The sequence below is a fragment of the Pseudodesulfovibrio mercurii genome (genome assembly GCF_000189295.2).
Classification (GTDB): Bacteria; Desulfobacterota; Desulfovibrionia; order Desulfovibrionales; family Desulfovibrionaceae; genus Pseudodesulfovibrio; species Pseudodesulfovibrio mercurii.
The window spans coordinates 3,781,895-3,801,960 of sequence record NC_016803.1; the positions used below are offsets into that span (position 1 = coordinate 3,781,895).

20 protein-coding genes and 1 tRNA gene are annotated in these 20,066 nt (G+C 61.7%); all 21 read left to right on the forward strand.

The window, feature by feature from the left end; genetic code table 11:
* Positions 1–3: 3 nt before the first annotated feature.
* The 21 genes from tuf to rplV all read left to right on the forward strand — a co-directional run bounded on the left by tuf (position 4) and on the right by rplV (position 20,065).
* The gene (tuf, locus tag DND132_RS17040; RefSeq protein WP_014324013.1) at positions 4–1,197 is read left to right on the forward strand and encodes an elongation factor Tu; all 1,194 of its coding nucleotides are present in this window, start codon (positions 4–6) and stop codon (positions 1,195–1,197) included.
* A 2-nt stretch (positions 1,198–1,199) separates the two neighbouring features.
* Positions 1,200–1,349, forward strand: coding sequence for a 50S ribosomal protein L33 (gene rpmG / locus DND132_RS17045; RefSeq protein WP_014324014.1), 150 nt, complete (start codon positions 1,200–1,202; stop codon positions 1,347–1,349).
* Between the two features lie 12 nt (positions 1,350–1,361).
* Positions 1,362–1,438: transfer RNA gene (locus DND132_RS17050), tRNA-Trp, on the forward strand.
* Between the two features lie 83 nt (positions 1,439–1,521).
* Positions 1,522–1,779 carry a preprotein translocase subunit SecE gene (gene secE / locus DND132_RS17055; RefSeq protein WP_014324015.1) on the forward strand — a complete coding sequence of 86 codons (258 nt, stop codon included), beginning with the start codon at positions 1,522–1,524 and terminating at the stop codon, positions 1,777–1,779.
* A 33-nt stretch (positions 1,780–1,812) separates the two neighbouring features.
* On the forward strand, positions 1,813–2,370 hold the full coding sequence (gene nusG, locus DND132_RS17060; RefSeq protein WP_041915844.1) for a transcription termination/antitermination protein NusG: 558 nt from the start codon (positions 1,813–1,815) through the stop codon (positions 2,368–2,370).
* Positions 2,371–2,416: 46 nt separating this feature from the next.
* Entirely contained in the window at positions 2,417–2,842 is a 426-nt protein-coding gene (rplK, locus tag DND132_RS17065) for a 50S ribosomal protein L11 (protein ID WP_014324017.1), read from the forward strand.
* Between the two features lie 14 nt (positions 2,843–2,856).
* Positions 2,857–3,564, forward strand: coding sequence for a 50S ribosomal protein L1 (gene rplA, locus DND132_RS17070; RefSeq protein ID WP_014324018.1), 708 nt, complete (start codon positions 2,857–2,859; stop codon positions 3,562–3,564).
* A 156-nt stretch (positions 3,565–3,720) separates the two neighbouring features.
* A complete protein-coding gene (gene rplJ / locus DND132_RS17075) occupies positions 3,721–4,242 on the forward strand; it encodes a 50S ribosomal protein L10 (protein WP_014324019.1) in 522 nt (173 codons plus the stop codon).
* 40 nt (positions 4,243–4,282) lie between these two features.
* Positions 4,283–4,669 (forward strand): 50S ribosomal protein L7/L12, encoded by a 387-nt coding sequence (gene rplL, locus DND132_RS17080; RefSeq protein ID WP_014324020.1) that lies wholly within the window; start codon positions 4,283–4,285, stop codon positions 4,667–4,669.
* Positions 4,670–4,957: 288 nt separating this feature from the next.
* Positions 4,958–9,097 carry a DNA-directed RNA polymerase subunit beta gene (gene rpoB, locus DND132_RS17085; protein ID WP_014324021.1) on the forward strand — a complete coding sequence of 1,380 codons (4,140 nt, stop codon included), beginning with the start codon at positions 4,958–4,960 and terminating at the stop codon, positions 9,095–9,097.
* An 84-nt stretch (positions 9,098–9,181) separates the two neighbouring features.
* Entirely contained in the window at positions 9,182–13,336 is a 4,155-nt protein-coding gene (gene rpoC / locus DND132_RS17090) for a DNA-directed RNA polymerase subunit beta' (protein ID WP_014324022.1), read from the forward strand.
* A 216-nt stretch (positions 13,337–13,552) separates the two neighbouring features.
* Entirely contained in the window at positions 13,553–13,924 is a 372-nt protein-coding gene (rpsL, locus tag DND132_RS17095; RefSeq protein WP_014324023.1) for a 30S ribosomal protein S12, read from the forward strand.
* Between the two features lie 97 nt (positions 13,925–14,021).
* Complete coding sequence (rpsG, locus tag DND132_RS17100; protein WP_014324024.1) at positions 14,022–14,492, forward strand: 30S ribosomal protein S7; 471 nt, start codon at positions 14,022–14,024, stop codon at positions 14,490–14,492.
* A gap of 15 nt (positions 14,493–14,507) precedes the next feature.
* Complete coding sequence (fusA, locus tag DND132_RS17105) at positions 14,508–16,583, forward strand: elongation factor G (RefSeq protein ID WP_014324025.1); 2,076 nt, start codon at positions 14,508–14,510, stop codon at positions 16,581–16,583.
* Between the two features lie 133 nt (positions 16,584–16,716).
* Entirely contained in the window at positions 16,717–17,037 is a 321-nt protein-coding gene (gene rpsJ / locus DND132_RS17110; RefSeq protein ID WP_014324026.1) for a 30S ribosomal protein S10, read from the forward strand.
* A 10-nt stretch (positions 17,038–17,047) separates the two neighbouring features.
* Entirely contained in the window at positions 17,048–17,680 is a 633-nt protein-coding gene (rplC, locus tag DND132_RS17115; RefSeq protein ID WP_014324027.1) for a 50S ribosomal protein L3, read from the forward strand.
* A 12-nt stretch (positions 17,681–17,692) separates the two neighbouring features.
* Positions 17,693–18,313, forward strand: coding sequence for a 50S ribosomal protein L4 (gene rplD, locus DND132_RS17120; RefSeq protein ID WP_014324028.1), 621 nt, complete (start codon positions 17,693–17,695; stop codon positions 18,311–18,313).
* Positions 18,313–18,606, forward strand: a complete 294-nt coding sequence (gene rplW / locus DND132_RS17125; protein WP_014324029.1) for a 50S ribosomal protein L23 — start codon at positions 18,313–18,315, stop codon at positions 18,604–18,606. The genes rplD and rplW overlap by 1 nt, the downstream gene beginning before the upstream one ends.
* Before the next feature lie 2 nt (positions 18,607–18,608).
* Complete coding sequence (gene rplB / locus DND132_RS17130; RefSeq protein WP_014324030.1) at positions 18,609–19,439, forward strand: 50S ribosomal protein L2; 831 nt, start codon at positions 18,609–18,611, stop codon at positions 19,437–19,439.
* Positions 19,440–19,450: 11 nt separating this feature from the next.
* Positions 19,451–19,720 carry a 30S ribosomal protein S19 gene (gene rpsS / locus DND132_RS17135; RefSeq protein WP_014324031.1) on the forward strand — a complete coding sequence of 90 codons (270 nt, stop codon included), beginning with the start codon at positions 19,451–19,453 and terminating at the stop codon, positions 19,718–19,720.
* A gap of 12 nt (positions 19,721–19,732) precedes the next feature.
* Positions 19,733–20,065 (forward strand): 50S ribosomal protein L22, encoded by a 333-nt coding sequence (rplV, locus tag DND132_RS17140; RefSeq protein ID WP_014324032.1) that lies wholly within the window; start codon positions 19,733–19,735, stop codon positions 20,063–20,065.
* The last annotated feature ends 1 nt before the right edge of the window (position 20,066 follow it).

Sequence of the window (20,066 nt, forward strand, 5' to 3'; positions counted from 1 at the left end):
GAAATGGGTAAAGCTAAATTTGAACGTAGCAAGCCTCACGTCAACATCGGCACCATCGGTCACATCGACCACGGCAAGACCACGCTGACCGCCGCCATCACCAAGCTGGCCGCCATGGCCGGCCACGGCGAGTTCGTCGCCTTCGACGAAATCGACAAGGCTCCCGAAGAGAAGGAGCGCGGCATCACCATCGCCACCGCCCACGTCGAGTACGAGACCGACAAGCGTCACTACGCTCACGTGGACTGCCCCGGCCACGCCGACTACATCAAGAACATGATCACCGGTGCCGCCCAGATGGATGGCGCCATCCTGGTCTGCGCCGCCACCGACGGTCCCATGCCCCAGACCCGTGAGCACATCCTGCTCGCCCGTCAGGTCGGCGTGCCCGCCATGGTCGTCTTCATGAACAAGTGCGACATGGTTGACGACGAGGAGCTGCTGGAACTGGTCGAGCTCGAAATCCGCGAGCTGCTGTCCAAGTACGAATTCCCCGGCGACGACATTCCGGTCATCCAGGGTTCCGCCCTGAAGGCCCTGGAGTGCGACTCCATCGACGACCCGGCCGCCAAGCCCATCTTCGAACTGCTGGAAGCCTGTGACAACTACATCCCCGAGCCGGAGCGCGACATCGACATGCCGTTCCTGATGCCCGTGGAAGACGTCTTCTCCATCTCCGGCCGTGGTACCGTTATCACCGGTCGTGTGGAGCGCGGCGTGATCAAGGTCGGTGACGAAGTCGAAATCGTCGGCATCAAGCCCACCATCAAGACCACCTGCACCGGCGTCGAAATGTTCCGTAAGCTGCTCGACCAGGGCCAGGCCGGCGACAACGTCGGTCTGCTGATCCGCGGCGTGAAGCGCGAGGAAGTGGAGCGTGGCCAGGTTGCCGCCAAGCCCGGTTCCATCACCCCGCACACCAAGTTCAAGGCCGAGGTCTACGTCCTGTCCAAGGATGAAGGCGGCCGTCACACCCCGTTCTTCACCGGCTACCGTCCCCAGTTCTACTTCCGGACGACCGACATCACCGGTGTCGTCACTCTGGACGAGGGCGTCGAGATGGTCATGCCCGGCGACAACGCAACCTTCAACGTTGAGATGATCCACCCGATCGCCATGGAAGTCGGCCTGCGCTTCGCCATCCGCGAGGGCGGCCGCACCGTCGGCGCCGGTGTCGTCACCGAGATCGTGGAGTAATCATGCGAGTCAACATTCAGCTGCAGTGCACCGAGTGCAAGCGTAAGAACTACGCCACGCAGAAGAACAAGAAGAATACTACCGGACGTCTGGAAGTGAGCAAGTATTGTCCCTGGGACAAGAAGCACACGATCCACAAGGAGTCCAAGTAGCTTCGATAGCGCAGGGGCATAGTTCCAACGGCTAGAACGCCGGTCTCCAAAACCGGATGTTGGGGGTTCGAATCCCTCTGCCCCTGCCAACTAAGTCTTTGAAACGGTGCGGGGTCTTGCACGTAAAACGGCAAGGCCCCGCCAACCGCTCAATAATTTGGGATAACGAGATATGGCCAAGAAGAAAGGCAAGAAGGCCGCTGAAAAGCAGGCCGTACAGTCCCCGGCAGCCGGTCTGAAGGACAAGGTCAAGGAATTCATCGAGTTCTTTGAGGAGTCCAAGGTCGAGATCAAGAAGGTGGTCTGGCCGACGCGCAAGGAGACCGTCACCACGTGCATCGCCGTGCTGGTTGTTTCCGTGGTCATCGCTCTCTACCTGGGCGTGGTCGACCTGGCGCTCTCCAAGATCGTCGAGGCCATCCTCTCCTAGGACCAAAGCTACTTGCAAAGGCTGGAACAGAACATGGATGCCACAATGGAACACGCAGCGCCTCGTGCACGCTGGTACATCGTCCACACCTACTCGGGCTTCGAGCAGCGCGTGGAACAGACCGTGCGTGAAATGATGCGCACCGGACAGGACAAGGGCCTCATCGAGGAAGTCGTCATGCCCACCGAAAAGATCGTCGAGATGGTCAAAGGTGAGCGGAAGACGTCCACGCGCAAGTTCTATCCGGGCTACATCATGATCAAGATGATCCTGACCGACGATTCCTGGCATCTGATTCAGTCCATCCCGCGCGTGACAGGATTCGTCGGCGGCAAAAACCGCCCGACTCCCATGCGCGACAGCGAGGCGGAAAACATCCTCAACATGATGGAAAGCCGCCAGGAAAAGCCCCGTCCCAAGTTCAACTTCGAACGCGGCGACGAGGTCCGGGTCATCGACGGTCCGTTCTCCGGCTTCAACGGTGTTGTGGAAGAGGTCAATTACGACAAGGGCAAGCTCAAAGTGTCCGTCTCCATCTTCGGGCGTCAGACTCCTGTGGAGCTTGATTTCGTCCAGGTGGACAAGGGATAGCCCCGGTTGTCGCTAACAGCGAAATTTCTCATCGAGGAATACGATAATGGCTAAGAAAGAATTAGGAAAAATCAAACTGCAAATCCCCGCTGGGGCCGCCAATCCTTCCCCTCCGGTCGGTCCGGCCCTGGGTCAGCACGGCGTGAACATCATGGAATTCTGCAAGGCGTTCAACGCCAGGACGCAGGATCAGAAGGGCCTGATCATTCCCGTGGTCATCACCGTGTTCGCGGACCGTTCCTTCGACTTCATCACCAAGACCCCTCCGGCGGCGGTGCTCCTGCTCAAGGCCGCCAAGCTCGAAAAGGGCTCCGGTGAACCCAACAAAGTCAAGGTCGGCAAGGTCACCAAGGCCCAGATCCGCGAGATCGCCGAGCTGAAGATGGCTGACTTGAACGCCAATGACATCGAACACGCCATGCACCAGATTGAGGGCACCGCCCGCAGCATGGGCCTCGATGTCAAGGCCTAACGAGGTGAAGAGATATGCCTAAGCATGGAAAAAAATACCGCAACGCCGTGGGTGACCGCGATGTCACCGTGCGCGTCGATGTCGAAGAGGGCGTGAAGGCCGCCGTTGCCGCCGCCTTCGCCAAGTTCGACGAGACCGTGGACGTGGCCATCAACCTCGGCGTGGATCCGAAGTACTCCGATCAGATGATCCGCGGCGCCGTCTCCCTGCCCAACGGGCTGGGCAAGGACGTCCGCGTGGCCGTCTTCTGCAAGGGTGAAAAGGAGAACGAGGCCAAGGAAGCCGGTGCCGATTTCTACGGTTCCGACGATCTGGTCGAGAAGATCCAGTCCGGCTGGCTCGATTTCGACAAGGCCGTGGCCACCCCTGACATGATGGCCGTGGTCGGCAAGATCGGCCGCGTGCTCGGCCCCCGTGGCCTGATGCCCAACGCCAAGACCGGCACCGTGACCATGGACGTGGCCAAGGCCGTCAGCGAGCTCAAGGCCGGCAAGGTCGAGTTCAAGGTGGACAAGGCCGGCGTGCTGCATGCCCCCATCGGCAAGGTCTCCTTCGGCCCCGACAAGCTCCTGGAGAACCTCAAGGCCCTGCTGGACACCGTCATGCGCATGAAGCCCTCCTCCGCGAAGGGCACGTACATGAAGGCGCTGGCCGTTTCCTCGACCATGGGCCCGGGCGTCAAGATCGACCCCCTGACCGTCCGCAAGTTCCTGGAAGCCTAGTTTTAACAAGTGGAATGCCGGACCCCCTCGTGGGGTCCAGTAGATAATCGCACGGAAGGTTGAGTCAGAGAAGGCAGGCGGGGCTGTGTCCCCTTAAACATCCTGCTCAGACTACGCTTTGACCTGCTTTCCGGGCCGAACGACGAGGAGTGGTAGATGAACAGGCAAGACAAAGCCCAGATCATCGAGCAGCTGCACGAAAAAGCTTCGCGCGCCAGCATCGCCGTCGTCACCGATTTCAAGGGCATGACCGTTGAGGAAATGACCCAGTTGCGCGCCAAGTGCTTCGAAATCGGCGTCGATTACCAAGTCGTCAAGAATACCCTGGCCCGGTTGGCTCTCAACGACACCGATCACGGTGTATTGAGCGAACACCTTAAAGAGAACTGCGCCATTGCGCTGGGTTACGACGATCCCGTCGCCCTGGCCAAGGCGCTCGCCGATTTCGCCAAGACGAACAAGAAGTTCGCCATGCGCTACGGCACTCTCGAAGGCCAGTTTCTTGACAGCGACGCAGTGAAGGAACTCTCCAAGATGCCCAGCAAGCCTGAGCTTCTGAGTTCCCTTCTCGGCACGATGCAGGCCGTACCTCGCAATTTCGTGTGTCTGTTCGCCAACATCGAACGCAAGTTCCTGTATGCCTTGACCGCGATCAAGGAACAGAAAGAAGCTGCGTAAAAACCAGGTTCAAAGCGAATCAATTTCAAGGAGATTCATCATGGCTGATATCACCAAAGAACAGGTTGTCGAATTCATCGGCAACATGACCGTCCTCCAGCTGTCCGAATTCATCAAGGAACTCGAAGATGTCTTCGGCGTCGAAGCCGCCGCTCCGGCCGTTGCCGTGGCCGCCGCCCCGGCCGCCGGTGGCGAAGCCGCCGCCGAGGAAGAGCAGACCGAGTTCGACGTGGTCCTGACCGGTGCCGGCGCCAACAAGATCGCCGTCATCAAGGCCGTCCGCGCCATCACCGGCCTGGGCCTGAAGGAAGCCAAGGCTCTGGTCGACGAAGCTCCCAAGGCCCTGAAGGAAGGCGTCTCCAAGGAAGAGGCTGACGAGGCTGCCAAGCAGCTGCAGGAAGCCGGCGCCGAAGTTGAAGTTAAGTAACTTCAACGCCTTAAGCTAACAAAGCAAAGAGCGCTCGCCCCCTCAAAAGGGCGTTGCGCTCTTTGCTCTGTATGTATATATACTGGATCAATCGCCTTTCGCTACTTGGGTGCAGGCGCTGCATGATGCAAATCTACTCCTCGTCGGTGTGCCGGGTTTTTGGTTCCGGCTGCAGCTTATCTACCCATTTTCCGCAGCGGTCGCTCTAGCCGGCCGATGCGCCAGACAGAGGGCAAGGGCCTACAAGCCCCGCGCCCCAACCATCAACCGCTCATGCATGAGGGTACAATGGGTCAACTGAGAAAAAAATTCGGCAAAATCGTCAACACGCTCCCCATCCCGCACCTGCTGGAGCTCCAGGTGGATTCGTACAATCGATTCCTCCAGGCGGACACTCCGCCGGCCAGCCGGGGCGACTTCGGGCTCGAGGGCGTGTTCAGGTCCGTTTTTCCCATTGAAGATTTCAACAAGACCGCTAGCCTTGATTTCGTGTCCTATGAAATCGGCGAACCAAAATACGACGTCGATGAGTGCATCTCCAAGGGTCTGACCTACGAGACGCCCATCCGTATAACTGTCCGTCTCGTAGTTTTTGACGTGGACGAAGAAACGGACAACCGCACGATTCGCGACATCAAGGAACAGGACATATACTTCGGCACGCTCCCGCTGATGACAGAGAAGGGCACCTATGTCATCAACGGCACCGAGCGCGTCATCGTGAACCAGCTGCAGCGCTCCCCGGGCATCATCTTCGAGCACGACTCGGGCAAGTCCCACTCCAGCCGCAAGGTTCTCTACTCGAGCCGCATCATCCCCATGCGCGGCTCCTGGCTGGACTTCGACTTCGACCACAAGGACATCCTCTACGTCCGCATCGACCGCCGCCGCAAGATGCCCGTGACCATCCTCCTGAAGGCCATGGGTCTGTCGCGCGCCGACATCCTCGATTACTTCTACGAGATCGAATCCTACACCCTGCTCAAGACCAAGGTCATGCGCACGGTGGTGGCCGAGCAGTACCGCAAGGAAGCCGCCTACGCCGACGTGGATGTGGACGGCAAGTCCATCCTCAAGAAGGGCGTGGACATCACCCGCGGGGCCTGGAAGAAGCTTATCAAGGCAGAGGTCAAGGCCATCGAGGTCGACCCTGACTCCCTGATCGGCCAGTTCCTGGCCCGCGACATGGTGGACAAGAACGGCGAGGTCATCGCCGAGGCCGCCGAGGAGCTGACCGCGGACCTGCTCGACAAGCTGCGCGACGCCAAGATCAAGGACCTGGACGTGCTGCACACCCGCGGCATGGAGGTTTCCTCCTCCCTTCGCGACACCCTGCTGCTCGACAAGACCACGGACATGGAGTCCGCCCAGATCGAGATCTACCGCAGGCTGCGTCCCAGCTCTCCGCCCACGCCCGAGATCGCGGCCAGCTTCTTCGAGAACCTGTTCCGCTCCTCCGACTACTACGACCTGTCCAGCGTGGGCCGCTACAAGCTCAACTCCCGCCTGAACCAGGACGTGGACCTGTCCATCCGCACCCTGACCAACGAGGACATCCTCCTCGCGGTCAAGGAACTCATGCGCCTCAAGGACTCCCACGGCCCGGCGGACGACATCGACCACCTGGGCAACCGCCGCGTGCGGCCCGTGGGCGAGCTGGTCGAGAACCAGTACCGCATCGGCCTGGTCCGCATGGAACGCGCCATCAAGGAGCGCATGTCCCTGCAGGAAGTGGCCACCCTGATGCCCCATGACCTGATTAACCCCAAGCCGGTTGCCGCCGTGCTCAAGGAGTTCTTCGGAACCTCCCAGCTCAGCCAGTTCATGGACCAGACCAACCCGCTCTCCGAGGTCACCCACAAGCGCCGCCTGTCGGCCCTGGGACCCGGCGGCCTGACCCGCGAGCGCGCGGGCTTCGAGGTGCGCGACGTGCACACCTCGCACTACGGCCGCATCTGCCCCATCGAGACTCCGGAAGGCCCGAACATCGGCCTGATCGTCTCCCTGACCACCTACGCCAAGGTCAACGACTACGGGTTCATCGAGACCCCGTACCGCAAGGTGGTGGACAAGAAGATCACCGACGTCGTCACCTACATGGACGCCTCCAAGGAGGCCAAGGAAGTGGTGGCCCAGGCCAACGCGCCCCTGGACAAGAACGGCGTCTTCACCAACCAGCGCGTCAACGCGCGTTGGGCGGGCGAGGTCCAGCTGACCGCAGCCGAGGACGTCACCTGCATGGACATCAGCCCGAGCCAGACGGTCTCCATCTCGGCCGCGCTGATTCCCTTCCTGGAGCACGACGACGCCAACCGCGCGCTGATGGGCTCCAACATGATGCGCCAGGCCGTGCCCCTGCTCAAGGCCGAGGAGCCGCTCGTCGGCACCGACATGGAAGGCCCGGTCGCCCGCGACTCCGGGGCCTGCGTGCTGGCCAAGGAGGACGGCGTGATCCACTACGTGGACGCCGAGCGCATCATCATCAATTACGACAACGGGCTGTTCCCCGAGACCGGCGGCGCCAAGCACTACGAACTGCAGAAATGGCACAAGTCCAACCAGAACTCCTGCTTCGGCCAGACGCCCCGCGTCCAGGTCGGGCAGCGGGTCAGGAAGGGTGACGTCCTGGCCGACGGCCCGGGCATCGACCACGGCGAGCTTGCCCTGGGCAAGAACCTGCTGGTCGCCTTCATGCCCTGGTGCGGGTTCAACTACGAGGACTCCGTGCTCATCTCCGAGCGCATGGTCAAGGAGGACGTCTACACCTCCATCCACATCGAGGAGTTCGAGCTGGTCGCCCGCGACACCAAGCTCGGACCCGAGGAAGTGACCCGCGACATATCCAACGTGTCCGAGGAAATGCTCCGGAACCTCGACGAGTGCGGCATCATCCGCATCGGCGCCCGGATCAAGCCCGACGACATCATGGTCGGCAAGATCACGCCCAAGGGCGAGACCCAGCTGACCCCTGAAGAGAAGCTGCTGCGCGCCATCTTCGGCGACAAGGCCCGCGACGTGAAAAACACGTCCCTCAAGGTACCGCCGGGAATCGCCGGAACCATCGTGGACGTGAAGGTCTTCAACCGCCGCTCCGGCGAGAAGGACGACCGCACCAAGGCCATCGAGGACGCCGAGCTGGCGGCCTTCGACGTCAAGGAGCAGAAGCACGTTGCCGCCCTGACCGACGCGATCCGCGAAAAGGTCTGGGCCGTGGTGGAGGGCGCCAAGCTGAAGAAGGACCTGGCCGGTCCCAAGAAGGCCACCCTGGGCAAGACCGGGGAGGTCATCGACCGCGAGTCCGTGGACGAGGTCCCGGTCAAGAAGCTCATCGGCCTGTTCGACCGCGAGGTCAACGACCAGCTGAAGCTCATCGTGGCCGACTACGAGCAGCAGATCGCCTTCATCAAGAACATCTACGACGTGAAGCGCGAGAAGGTGACCGAGGGCGACGATCTGCCTCCGGGCGTGATCAAGATGGTCAAGGTCTACGTCGCGGTGAAGCGCAAGCTCTCCGTGGGCGACAAGATGGCCGGCCGTCACGGCAACAAGGGCGTCGTGTCCTGCATCCTGCCTGAAGAGGACATGCCGTTCTTCGAGGACGGCACCTCCATGGACATCGTGCTGAACCCCCTGGGCGTCCCCTCCCGAATGAACATCGGGCAGATCATGGAGACGCACCTGGGCATGGCCGGCCGCAAGCTCGGCCAGCAGGTCCAGCAGATGCTCGAGGAAAGCGGCAACTCCCTCAAGGCCATCCGCGAGGAAGTCAAGTCCATCCTCGACACCCAGGACATGAACGAACTCATCGACACCATGTCCGACGAGGAGTTCGTGGACGCGGTCAAGAAGCTCAAGAACGGCATCGTCGCCAAGACCCCGGTCTTCGACGGCGCCGAGGAAGACGGCATCTGGGGCTGGCTCGAGAAGGCCGGTCTCGCCTCGGACGGCAAGTTCATCCTGTATGACGGCCGCACCGGCGAACCGTTCCACAACCGGGTCACCGTGGGCATCATGTACTATCTCAAGTTGCACCACCTGGTCGACGAGAAGATCCATGCCCGGTCCACCGGCCCTTACTCCCTGGTCACGCAGCAGCCCCTGGGCGGTAAGGCCCAGTTCGGCGGCCAGCGGCTGGGAGAGATGGAAGTCTGGGCCCTGGAGGCCTACGGCGCCGCCTATCTGCTGCAGGAGTTCCTGACCGTCAAGTCCGACGACGTTCAGGGACGCGTGAAGATGTACGAGAAGATCGTCAAGGGCGACAACTTCCTGGAAGCCGGTCTGCCGGAATCCTTCAACGTCCTGGTCAAGGAACTCATGTCGCTGGGTCTGGACGTGACCCTGCACTACGAGGACCGCAAGCCGCAGCGCCCCGGTCAGCCTCAGCTGCCCGTCGCCATGCCGGCGGGCCCCCGGCCCCTGGTGGACTAGGACCGGACGTTCACAAAGTAATAGGCCCGGCCGGTCCCAAGGATCGGCCGGGCACGAGATAACATTATACGATAGGGGATATCCATGACGTTGGACGATCTGTTCACCTTACGTGGAGCGCCGAACGCGGCTGCACAAGGCCGCAACCTGAAGGCTATCCAGATATCCATAGCTGCGCCCGAAACCATCCGGGAGTGGTCCTACGGTGAAGTCAAAAAACCGGAGACCATCAACTACCGGACCTTCAAACCGGAGCGGGACGGCCTGTTCTGCGCCAAGATCTTCGGCCCGGTGAAGGACTACGAGTGCAACTGCGGCAAATACAAGCGCATGAAGCATCGCGGCATCGTCTGCGAGAAGTGCGGCGTCGAGGTCATCGCCTCCAAGGTCCGCCGCGAGCGCATGGGACATATCGAGCTGGCCGCCCCCGTGGCGCACATCTGGTTCCTGAAGACCCTGCCGTCCAAGATCGGCACGCTGCTCGACATCACCATGGCCGACCTGGAAAAGGTCCTGTACTTTGACTCGTTCATCGTGCTTGATCCGGGCGAGACCCCGCTCAAGAAGCACCAGGTGGTCAGCGAGGACCAGTACTTCCAGGTCATCGACCACTTCGGCGAGGACGCTCTGACCGTGGGCATGGGCGCCGAGACCGTGCGGACCATGCTCCAGGCCCTGGACCTGCCGACCCTGCGCACCGAGCTGCGCGAGGAGTCGCAGACCACCCGGTCCCAGACCAAGAAGAAGAAGATCACCAAGCGGCTGAAGATCGTCGAGTCCTTCCTGGAGTCCGGCAACAAGCCCGAGTGGATGATCATGGAAGTGATTCCGATCATCCCGCCCGAGCTGCGCCCGCTGGTCCCCCTGGACGGCGGCCGTTTCGCCACTTCGGACCTCAACGACCTGTACCGTCGCGTCATCAACCGCAACAACCGCCTGAAACGGCTGCTTGAACTCGGCGCGCCCGAGATCATCATCCGCAACGAGAAGCGCATGTTGCAGGAGGCCGTCGACGCCCTGTTCGACAACGGTCGTCGCGGCCGGGCCATCACCGGCACCAACGGCCGTCCGCTCAAGTCCCTGTCCGACATGATCAAGGGCAAGCAGGGCCGGTTCCGCCAGAACCTGCTCGGCAAGCGCGTGGACTACTCCGGCCGTTCGGTCATCGTGGTCGGTCCCAAGCTCAAGCTGCACCAGTGCGGCCTGCCCAAGAAGATGGCGCTCGAGCTGTTCAAGCCGTTCATCTACTCGGAGCTGGAGAAGCGCGAGATCGCCACGACCATCAAGTCGGCCAAGAAGATGGTCGAGCGCGAGGACCTGGTCGTCTGGGATATCCTGGAGGATGTGGTCCGCGAGTACCCGATCATGCTCAACCGCGCCCCGACCCTGCACCGTCTGGGCATCCAGGCCTTCGAGCCGACCCTGGTCGAGGGCAAGGCCATCCAGTTGCACCCGCTCGTCTGTTCCGCCTACAACGCGGACTTCGACGGCGACCAGATGGCCGTGCACGTGCCGCTGTCCGTTGAGGCGCAGATCGAGTGCCGCGTGCTGATGATGTCCTCCAACAACATCCTCAGCCCGTCCAACGGCTCGCCGATCATCAACCCGTCCCAGGATATCGTCCTCGGGCTGTACTACCTGACCACACCGCGCTCCTTCGAGAAGGGCGAGGGCATGACCTTCTCCTCCCCGGAAGAGGTCATCTCGGCCCACGACTTCGGCGCGGTGGGCATCCACGCGCGCATCAAGGTGCGCATGAACGGCGAGATCGTCGAGACCACCACGGGCCGCGTCATCGTCAGCGAGATTCTGCCCGACAAGGTTCCGTTCGAGCTGGTCAACTGCGTGCTGAACAAGAAGAACATCGCCGCCCTGGTCTCCGGCGCCTACCGTCTGGCGGGCACCAAGGCCACGGTCATCCTGTGCGACCGCATCAAGGACCTGGGCTACGAGTACGCCACCCGCGCCGGTGTGACCATCGGCGTCAAGGACCTGAAGATCCCGGACAACAAGCCCAAGATGCTCGCGACGGCCAACGCCGAAGTGGACGAGATCGAAAACCAGTTCCAGGACGGCATCATCACCCGGACCGAGAAATACAACAAGATCGTCGACGTCTGGACCAAGGTCACCAACGACATCTCCAACGAGACGATGAAGGAGATGTCCACGGACATCCTGGTCGACCCCAAGACCGGCAACACCGAGGTCAACTCGAGCTTCAACCCCATCTACATGATGGCCACCTCCGGCGCTCGAGGCAACCAGGACCAGATGCGGCAGCTGGCCGGCATGCGCGGTCTGATGGCCAAGCCTTCGGGCGAGATCATCGAGACCCCGATCACCGCGAGCTTCCGCGAAGGTCTGTCCGTCCTCCAGTACTTCATCTCCACCCACGGCGCACGCAAGGGCCTGGCCGACACCGCGCTCAAGACCGCGAACTCCGGCTACCTGACCCGCCGCCTGGTGGACGTTGTCCAGGACGTGACCGTGTCCGAGCTGGACTGCGGCACCGTGGACGGACTGGAGCTGACCCACTACATCAAGGGCGGCGAGATCAAGCAGCGCCTGGCCGAACGCGTGCTGGGCCGCGTGACCATGTTCGACACCTATGACGAGGAGACCGGCGAGCTGGTCGTCCCCGCCAACACCATGATCGACGACGAGTACGCCAAGAAGCTCGACGCCTCGGGCGTGAACTCCATCGTCATCCGCTCCGGCCTGACCTGCAAGTCCAAGCACGGCGTCTGCGCCATGTGCTACGGTCGCGATCTGGCCCGGGGCCATCTGGTCAACGTGGGCGAGACCGTCGGCATCATCGCCGCGCAGTCCATCGGCGAGCCCGGCACCCAGCTGACCATGCGTACCTTCCATATCGGCGGTACCGCCTCCAAGGAGATCGAGTCCTCAAGCATCGAGTCGCAGCACAATGGCCGCGTGGTCACCTCGCGCATGCGCACCGTCGTCAACGCCGACGGCGACAAGATGGTCCTGGGCAAGAGCTGCCAGGTGGGCATCGTGGACGAGCAGGGCCGCGAGCGCGAGAAGTACGTGCTCCCGTCCGGCGCGCGTCTGCTGGTGGACGAAGGGCAGGAGGTCAAGAAGGGCACCGCCCTGGCCGAATGGGATCCGTACATGGAACCGTTCATCGTCGACGTGTCCGGCACCATCAAGTTCAAGGACATCATCGAAGGCAAGACCGTCCAGGAGGACCGCACCTCCAAGGCGTCCTTCACCATCATGGAATACCGGACGACCAACTACCGTCCGGCCGTGACCCTGCTGGGCGAGGACGGCAAGCCCGTGCATCGGCCCGGCACCGACATCGACGCCAACTTCGCCATGCCGGTGGGCGCCATCCTCATGGTCAAGGACGGCGACACGGTCCGCGCCGGCGACGTCATCGCCCGCAAGCCGCGCGAATCCTCCAAGACCAAGGACATCGTCGGCGGTCTGCCGCGCGTCGCCGAGCTCTTCGAGGTGCGCAAGCCCAAGGACCTGGGCGTTGTCTCGTCCATCGACGGCGTGGTCACCTTCGGTCCCGAGACCAAGGGCAAGCGCAAGGTCGTGGTCACTCCGGAAACCGGCGACGCCAAGGAATTCCTCATTCCCAAGGGCAAGCACATCACGGTTCAGGAGTCCGACTTCGTCGAGGCCGGCGACCTGCTGACCGAAGGCTCCCCGGAGCTGCACGACATCCTGCGGATCAAGGGCGAAAAGTACCTGGCCCGCTACCTGGTCGAGGAAATCCAGGACGTGTACCGGTTCCAGGGCGTCAACATCAACGACAAGCACATCGAGATCATCGTCCGGCAGATGCTCAAGAAGGTCTCGATCCTGAACCCCGGCTCCACCTCCTTCCTCATCGGCGAGCAGGTGGACAAGCTCCGGTTCATGGAAGAGAACCAGAAGGTCGTGGCCGAGGGCGGCAAGCCCGCCGTGGCCGAGACCCTGGTGCTCGGCATCACCCAGGCCTCGCTGTCCACGGACTCGTTCATCTCGGCAGCCTCGTTCCAGGAGACCACCAAGGTCCTGACCGAGGCCTCCCTGAAGGGCAAGACCGACCATCTGCACGGCCTGAAGGAAAACGTCATCGTGGGCCGCTTGGTGCCCGCCGGTACCGGCTTCCGCAAGTACACGGACGCCGAGATCAGCGTGCCCGACCAGCCCGAACGCCCCGACAAGTTCCTCGAGGAGCTGGAAGAAAGCCCGCTCTTGGTGGACGTGTCGATGGTGTAGCGCAGCCGAAAATACACCTTCGGCAGCGTTTGATATAAGTGATTGAAAAAGTTGGAGAGGCCGTGCCTCTCCAACTTTTTTGCCGGCCCGGACCGAAAAGTCCTCCCGTTCGCAGGGCGAAATGCCTTGACAACAACCGAACGAACGGGGTACTAGCGGTCCTCTTTGCGCATGTTTTGCGCGCAGGTACAGTATTAACTAATGATTGGAGGATGAATGCCCACCATTAACCAGCTCATCCGCAAGGGCCGCGAAGCGCAGCCCAAACGGAAGAAGACCCCGGCCCTGATGGAATGCCCTCAGCGCCGCGGTGTTTGCACCAGGGTGTACACCACGACCCCGAAGAAGCCGAACTCCGCGCTTCGTAAGGTCGCCCGCGTGCGCCTGACCAACGGCATGGAAGTCACCGCCTACATCGGTGGTGAGGGCCACAACCTGCAGGAACACTCCGTGGTCCTGATCCGCGGCGGCCGTGTGAAGGACCTTCCCGGTGTCCGTTACCACATCGTTCGCGGTACCCTCGATACCTCCGGTGTCGACGATCGTCGCCGCGGCCGTTCCAAGTACGGCACCAAGCGCCCGAAATAAGGTTAGAGCCTTTTCGTAATGCCCGGGGTGGGATGACAAAGTAGGGCGGAGGCTGCCCGAAATAATGTCCCCCCGGCCGAAATTCAAGGAGAAAAAAATGCCTCGTAAAGGTCCTGTCGCCAAGCGGCAGATCCTGCCGGATCCTGTGTACGGCAGCAAGCTCATCACCCGCTTCATCAACCGTCTGATGCTGGACGGCAAGAAGTCCACTGCGGAACAAATTTTCTACAAGGCCATCGACATCCTGGCCGAGAAGACCAACGAAGACCCGCTGCGCGCCTTCGAGAAGTGCCTGGACAACATTCGTCCGGCCCTCGAGGTCAAGTCCCGCCGTGTCGGCGGTGCCACGTACCAGGTGCCCATGGAGGTCCGTCCCGACCGCCAGACCGCCCTGGCCATCCGCTGGGCCATCGGCTACGCCCGTGGCCGCGGCGAGAAGGGCATGGTCGCCCGTCTGTCCGGCGAGCTGCTGGACGCTTTCAACAACCGTGGCGGCGCCGTGAAAAAGCGTGAAGACACCCACAAGATGGCTGAAGCCAACAAGGCTTTCGCTCACTACCGTTGGTAGTCACGGAGTAGTAAAGTGGCGAGAAAAGTACCTAGAGAGAAACAGCGCAACATTGGTATCATGGCCCACATCGATGCGGGCAAGACTACCACTACCGAGCGAATCCTGTTCTACACCGGCGTGTCCCACAAGATCGGTGAGGTCCATGATGGCGAAGCCACCATGGACTGGATGGTTCAGGAGCAGGAACGCGGCATCACCATCACGTCCGCCGCGACCACCTGCTTCTGGAAAGAGCACCGCATCAACATCATCGACACCCCGGGCCACGTGGACTTCACCATGGAAGTCGAGCGCGCCCTGCGCGTCCTGGACGGCGCCGTCGCCGTTTTCGACTCCGTGGCAGGCGTCGAGCCGCAGTCCGAGACCGTGTGGCGCCAGGCCGACCGGTATCACGTGCCCCGCATGGCCTTCGTCAACAAGATGGACCGCATCGGCGCTGATTTCTTCCGTTGTGTCCGTATGATGAAGAACCGTCTGGGCGCCAAGGCTGTGCCTCTGCAGTTGCCCATCGGGGCCGAGGACGACTTTATGGGCGTCGTCGACCTGATCGAGGGCAAGGCCTATATCTACGACCACCTGGATCACGGCGCGAGCTTCACCACCACGGAAGTGCCCGCCGAGTTGCAGGACCAGTATGAAGAGATGCGCGCCGAGATGATCGAGGCCATTGCCGAGGAGGACGAAAGCCTGCTCGAGAAGTACATGGCCGAAGAGGAGATCACCCCGGACGAGATCCGCGAGGGCGTGCGCAAGGCGACCACCAACCTGGCCATCTGCCCGGTCCTGTGCGGCACCGCGTTCCGCAACAAGGGCGTGCAGCCGCTGCTGGACGCCGTTGTCGACTACCTGCCCAGCCCGCTGGACATCCCGCCCATGAAGGGCACGGACCCGCAGAACGTCGAGACCATCATCGAGTGCCCCTGCGACGACGACGAGCCCATGGCCGCGCTGGCCTTCAAGCTCATGACCGACCCCTTCGTCGGTCACCTGACCTTCCTGCGCCTCTACTCGGGCAAGATCGAGTCCGGCGCCACGTTCATGAACGCGGCCACCGGCAAGAAGGAGCGCATCGGTCGTCTTTTGAAAATGCACGCCAACAAGCGTGAGGAAATCAAAGAGGCGTACGCCGGCGACATCGTCGCCGCCGTCGGCCTCAAGAACGTGGCCACCGGCGATACCCTGTGCGACCTCAAGCGCGCTGTGGTTCTGGAGTCCCTGGACATCCCGGAGCCGGTCATCGAAGTGGCCATCGAACCCAAGACCAAGGCAGACCGTGACACCCTGTCCGCCGCCCTCGCCAAGCTGACCAAGGAGGATCCGTCCTTCCGCGTCAAGGGCGACGAGGAGACCGGACAGACCCTGATCGCCGGAATGGGCGAGTTGCACCTCGAGATCATCGTTGACCGCCTGCTGCGCGAGTTCAACGTGAACGCCAACGTGGGCGCCCCCCGCGTGGCCTATCGGGAGACCATCTCCGCGCCGAACAAGGTCGATGTCAAGCATGCCAAGCAGTCGGGTGGCCGTGGCCAGTACGGCCACGTCGTCATCGAGGTCGAGCCCAACCCCGAGAAGGGCTACGAGTTCGTGGACGAGATCAAGGGCGGCGTGATTCCCAAGGAATACATCCCCGCCGTGGACAAGGGCATCCAGGATGCCATGAAGAACGGCATCGTGGCCGGGTTCCCGGTCGTGGATGTGAAGGTCAAACTGGTCTTCGGCTCCTTCCATGAAGTCGACTCCAGCGAACAGGCCTTCTACATCGCCGGTTCCCTGGCCATCAAGGAAGCCTGCAGAGGCGCCAAGCCGGTGCTGCTCGAGCCGATCATGTCGGTGGAAGTGGTCACTCCCGAGGACTACCTCGGTGACGTCATGGGTGATTTGAACGGCCGCCGCGGCCGCGTGGGCGAAATGGAAGCCCGCACGGGCGTGCAGGTCATCCGGTCCTTCGTGCCGCTGTCCGAGATGTTCGGATACGCCACGGACCTCCGTTCCAAGACCCAGGGCCGTGCCACCTTCACCATGCAGTTCGACCACTACGAGCGGCTGCCCGCCAATTTGGCCGAAGAGTTGATGAAAGGAAACGATTAACACGTAGAGCCTAGGATTTTCCCTTTGCTTGACAGTGCGGCGGTGCGGGTGTACTCAACCCGACCGCCGCATGAATCGGCGCCTTTTTTTCTTTCAGGCGCGGTAAAGATAAATCCTTTGAGGAGAAAGCACTATGGCTGCTTCGATGGCGAGCGATCGCATCAGAATCAAACTGAGAGCATACGATTACCGTATTCTGGACAAGGCTGTCACCGAAATCGTTGACACCGCCCGGAATACCGGTGCGGCAATCGCCGGCCCCGTGCCGCTGCCCACCGACATTCATCGTACCACCGTCCAGAAGTCCGTGCACGTGGACAAAAAGTCCCGCGAGCAGTTCGAGATGCGCATCCACAAGCGTCTCCTGGACATTCTTGAACCCACTCAGCAGACGGTCGACGCCCTGGGCAAGCTTTCGCTGCCCGCCGGCGTGGACGTCGAGATCAAGCTCTAGGAGTATAGTTATGGCTAAGACTCTCGGATTGCTTGGCAGAAAGCTGGGCATGACCCGCATATTCAAGAGCGATGGTACCATCTGCCCCGTCACGGTTATCGAGGCGGGACCCTGCGCGGTCATGCAGATCAAGACCACGGACAAGGAAGGTTACAACGCCCTGCAGCTCGGTTACGATACCGTGCCCGAGCGCAAGGTGAACAAGCCCATGAAAGGCCACATGGCCAAGGCCGGCGACGCCCTGTACCGCCACCTCAAGGAATTCCCCCTGGAGGTCGTGGACGGCTACGAGCTGGGCCAGGAAATCACCGTCGACATCTTTGCCGCCGGTGAAAAGGTCAAGGTTACCGGTACCTCCAAGGGTAAAGGTTTCCAGGGCGTCATGAAGCGTCACAACTTCAATGGCTCCCGCGCTTCCCACGGTGCCGAGAAAGTGCACCGCGTGCCCGGTTCCGTCGGTAACGCGACGTACCCCGGCCGCGTCTGGAAGGGCAAGCGGATGGCCGGCCATATGGGCAGTGAGCGTGTGACCTTGAGCAACGTTGAGATCGTCGATGTCAGGCCCGAGGACAATGTCCTCCTGGTCAAGGGCCAGGTGCCCGGCCCCAACAACGGCCTCGTGATGATCCGCAAGAACGGCTAAGAGGTATACGTCATGGCAAAAATTCAAGTTGTAGATCAGAATAACACGAAGGTGGGCGATTTCGAACTGGCCCCCGAGGTTTTCGAGGTGGAGATCATGCCCGAAATCCTCAACCAGGTCGTCCGCGCCCAGCGTGCCTCTCAGCGTCAGGGCACCCACGCCACCAAGAACCGCGCCCTCAAGGCCGGCGGCGGTCGCAAGCCGTGGCGCCAGAAGGGCACCGGCCGCGCCCGTGCCGGTTCCAGCAATTCGCCCCTGTGGCGTGGCGGCGCCGCCGCTTTCGGCCCGCAGCCCCGCGACTACACCTTCAAGGTCAACAAGAAGGTGCGCAAGCTGGCCCTGAAGATGGCCCTGTCCTCCCGCGTCTCCGAAGCGAAGATGACGGTGGTCAGCTCCATCGATCTCCCCGAGATCAAGACCAAGGCCTTTGCCGAAGTCGCCAAGAACCTCGGCCTGAACAAAACTCTGATCGTCGCCAAAGACGCCGATCCGAAGCTGACCATGTCCGCGCGCAACATGCCGCACATCAAGGTCATCGAGGCCGACAAGCTGAATGTTTACGACGTGCTGCTGTACCCCGAGCTGGTCATGCTCGAGTCCGCCGCCCAAGACGTTCAAGAGAGGTTGAAGTAATGGATTATTCGAAAGTCCTGCTCAAGCCCGTGGTCTCCGAGAAGGCCAACGAGGCCAAGGAGCAATCCAATCACGTCTCTTTTTACGTCCACCCCGACTCCAACAAGATCGAGGTGAAGAAGGCCGTTGAGGCAGCCTTCGACGTCAAAGTCGAGTCCGTGAATATCGTGGCCAAGAAAGCCGCGCCGCGCAAGCGCATGGGCCGCCTGACCGGTGGACGCGTCCCCGGGTACAAGAAGGCCTACGTCAAGCTTGCCGCCGGCGATAAAATCGAAATCTTCGAAGGAGTGTAACCATGGCAACCCGTAAGCTGAAGCCTACTTCTCCGGGCCGCCGGTTCCAGACCATCTCCGATTTCGCGGAGATCACCCGGACCACTCCCGAGAAGTCGCTGACCAAAGGTCTGACCCAGAAGGCCGGACGTAACAATAACGGTCGTGTCACCATGCGTCGCCGCGGCGGCGGCAACAAGTCCCTGTACCGCCTGATCGACTTCAAGCGGAACAAGCTTGGCGTGCCCGCCAAGGTGGCCGAGATCGAGTACGATCCGAACCGTAGCGCCCGCATCGCCCTGCTGCACTACGCGGACGGCGAGAAGCGCTACATCCTGGCCCCTGTCGGGCTGAACCAGGGCGACGTCATCACCGCCGGTGAAGGCGCCGACATCAAGCCCGGCAACGCCATGGCTCTGACCCAGATCCCGACCGGTACCGTCGTGCACAACATCGAGCTGTACCCGGGCAAGGGCGGCCAGTTCTGCCGCGCCGCCGGCACCTACGCCCAGCTCATCGCCAAGGAAGGCAAGTACGCGCTCCTGCGCATGCCCTCCGGCGAGGTCCGCAAGGTGCTGGCCGCCTGCTGCGCCACCATCGGCCAGGTTGGTAACATTCATCACGAGAACATCAAGATCGGTAAGGCCGGACGCAATCGTTGGCTTGGCCGTCGCCCGAAGGTCCGTGGTGTGGCAATGAACCCGATCGATCACCCGCTGGGTGGTGGTGAGGGCCGCAGTTCCGGTGGTCGCCATCCGGTGTCCCCGTGGGGTACCCCGGCCAAGGGCTACAAGACCCGGAACCGCAAGAAGGCTTCCTCGAAGCTCATCGTCAAACGCCGCGGCCAGAAGTAGGAGTATAACCAATGCCTAGATCGCTTAAGAAGGGTCCGTTCCTGGACGGTCACCTGATCAAGAAAATCCAAGTGGCCGCCGAGAATCAGGACCGCCGCGTGATCAAGACCTGGTCCCGCCGTTCCACGATCGTCCCCGAGATGGTCGGCATGACCTTCGCCGTCCACAACGGCCGGAAGTTCATCCCCGTGTTCGTGACCGAAAACATGGTCGGTCACAAGCTCGGTGAGTTCTCCCCGACCCGCACCTACTTCGGCCACGTCGCCGACAAGAAGAAGTAGGGGGAGTACGTTATGGAAGCCAAAGCAGTTGCCAAGTTCATCCGCGTGTCGCCGCGCAAGACCCGCATCGTTGCCGAGAACATCAAGGGCAAGGGCGTCGAGGATGCCCTGAACATCCTGCGGTTCACCCCGCAGAAGCCCGCCGACATCCTCAGCAAGGTGCTGTACTCCGCCGTGTCCAACGCGGAGCAGATGCCCGGCGTGGACGTCGATTCCCTGGTCGTCGCCTCGGTCGTGGTCAATGAAGGGCCCACCTGGAAGCGCATTCAGCCGCGCGCCATGGGCCGCGCCTACCGCGTCCGCAAGCGCACCAGTCACATCACCATCGTAGTCAAGGAACAGTAGT

Bases quoted from the DNA above. Each gene is read 5' to 3' on its own strand.
- secE (WP_014324015.1), top strand. From the start codon at position 1,522: ATGGCCAAGAAGAAAGGCAAGAAGGCCGCTGAAAAGCAGGCCGTACAG.
- rplK (WP_014324017.1), top strand. From the start codon at position 2,417: ATGGCTAAGAAAGAATTAGGAAAAATCAAACTGCAAATCCCCGCTGGG.
- rplW (WP_014324029.1), top strand. From the start codon at position 18,313: ATGGATTATTCGAAAGTCCTGCTCAAGCCCGTGGTCTCCGAGAAGGCC.
- rplB (WP_014324030.1), top strand. From the start codon at position 18,609: ATGGCAACCCGTAAGCTGAAGCCTACTTCTCCGGGCCGCCGGTTCCAG.
- rpsJ (WP_014324026.1), top strand. From the start codon at position 16,717: ATGGCTGCTTCGATGGCGAGCGATCGCATCAGAATCAAACTGAGAGCA.
- rplL (WP_014324020.1), top strand. From the start codon at position 4,283: ATGGCTGATATCACCAAAGAACAGGTTGTCGAATTCATCGGCAACATG.
- tuf (WP_014324013.1), top strand. From the start codon at position 4: ATGGGTAAAGCTAAATTTGAACGTAGCAAGCCTCACGTCAACATCGGC.
- rplJ (WP_014324019.1), top strand. From the start codon at position 3,721: ATGAACAGGCAAGACAAAGCCCAGATCATCGAGCAGCTGCACGAAAAA.
- rpoC (WP_014324022.1), top strand. From the start codon at position 9,182: ATGACGTTGGACGATCTGTTCACCTTACGTGGAGCGCCGAACGCGGCT.
- rplC (WP_014324027.1), top strand. From the start codon at position 17,048: ATGGCTAAGACTCTCGGATTGCTTGGCAGAAAGCTGGGCATGACCCGC.
- rpsG (WP_014324024.1), top strand. From the start codon at position 14,022: ATGCCTCGTAAAGGTCCTGTCGCCAAGCGGCAGATCCTGCCGGATCCT.
- rpmG (WP_014324014.1), top strand. From the start codon at position 1,200: ATGCGAGTCAACATTCAGCTGCAGTGCACCGAGTGCAAGCGTAAGAAC.
- rplA (WP_014324018.1), top strand. From the start codon at position 2,857: ATGCCTAAGCATGGAAAAAAATACCGCAACGCCGTGGGTGACCGCGAT.
- rpsL (WP_014324023.1), top strand. From the start codon at position 13,553: ATGCCCACCATTAACCAGCTCATCCGCAAGGGCCGCGAAGCGCAGCCC.
- nusG (WP_041915844.1), top strand. From the start codon at position 1,813: ATGGATGCCACAATGGAACACGCAGCGCCTCGTGCACGCTGGTACATC.
- rpsS (WP_014324031.1), top strand. From the start codon at position 19,451: ATGCCTAGATCGCTTAAGAAGGGTCCGTTCCTGGACGGTCACCTGATC.
- rpoB (WP_014324021.1), top strand. From the start codon at position 4,958: ATGGGTCAACTGAGAAAAAAATTCGGCAAAATCGTCAACACGCTCCCC.
- rplV (WP_014324032.1), top strand. From the start codon at position 19,733: ATGGAAGCCAAAGCAGTTGCCAAGTTCATCCGCGTGTCGCCGCGCAAG.
- rplD (WP_014324028.1), top strand. From the start codon at position 17,693: ATGGCAAAAATTCAAGTTGTAGATCAGAATAACACGAAGGTGGGCGAT.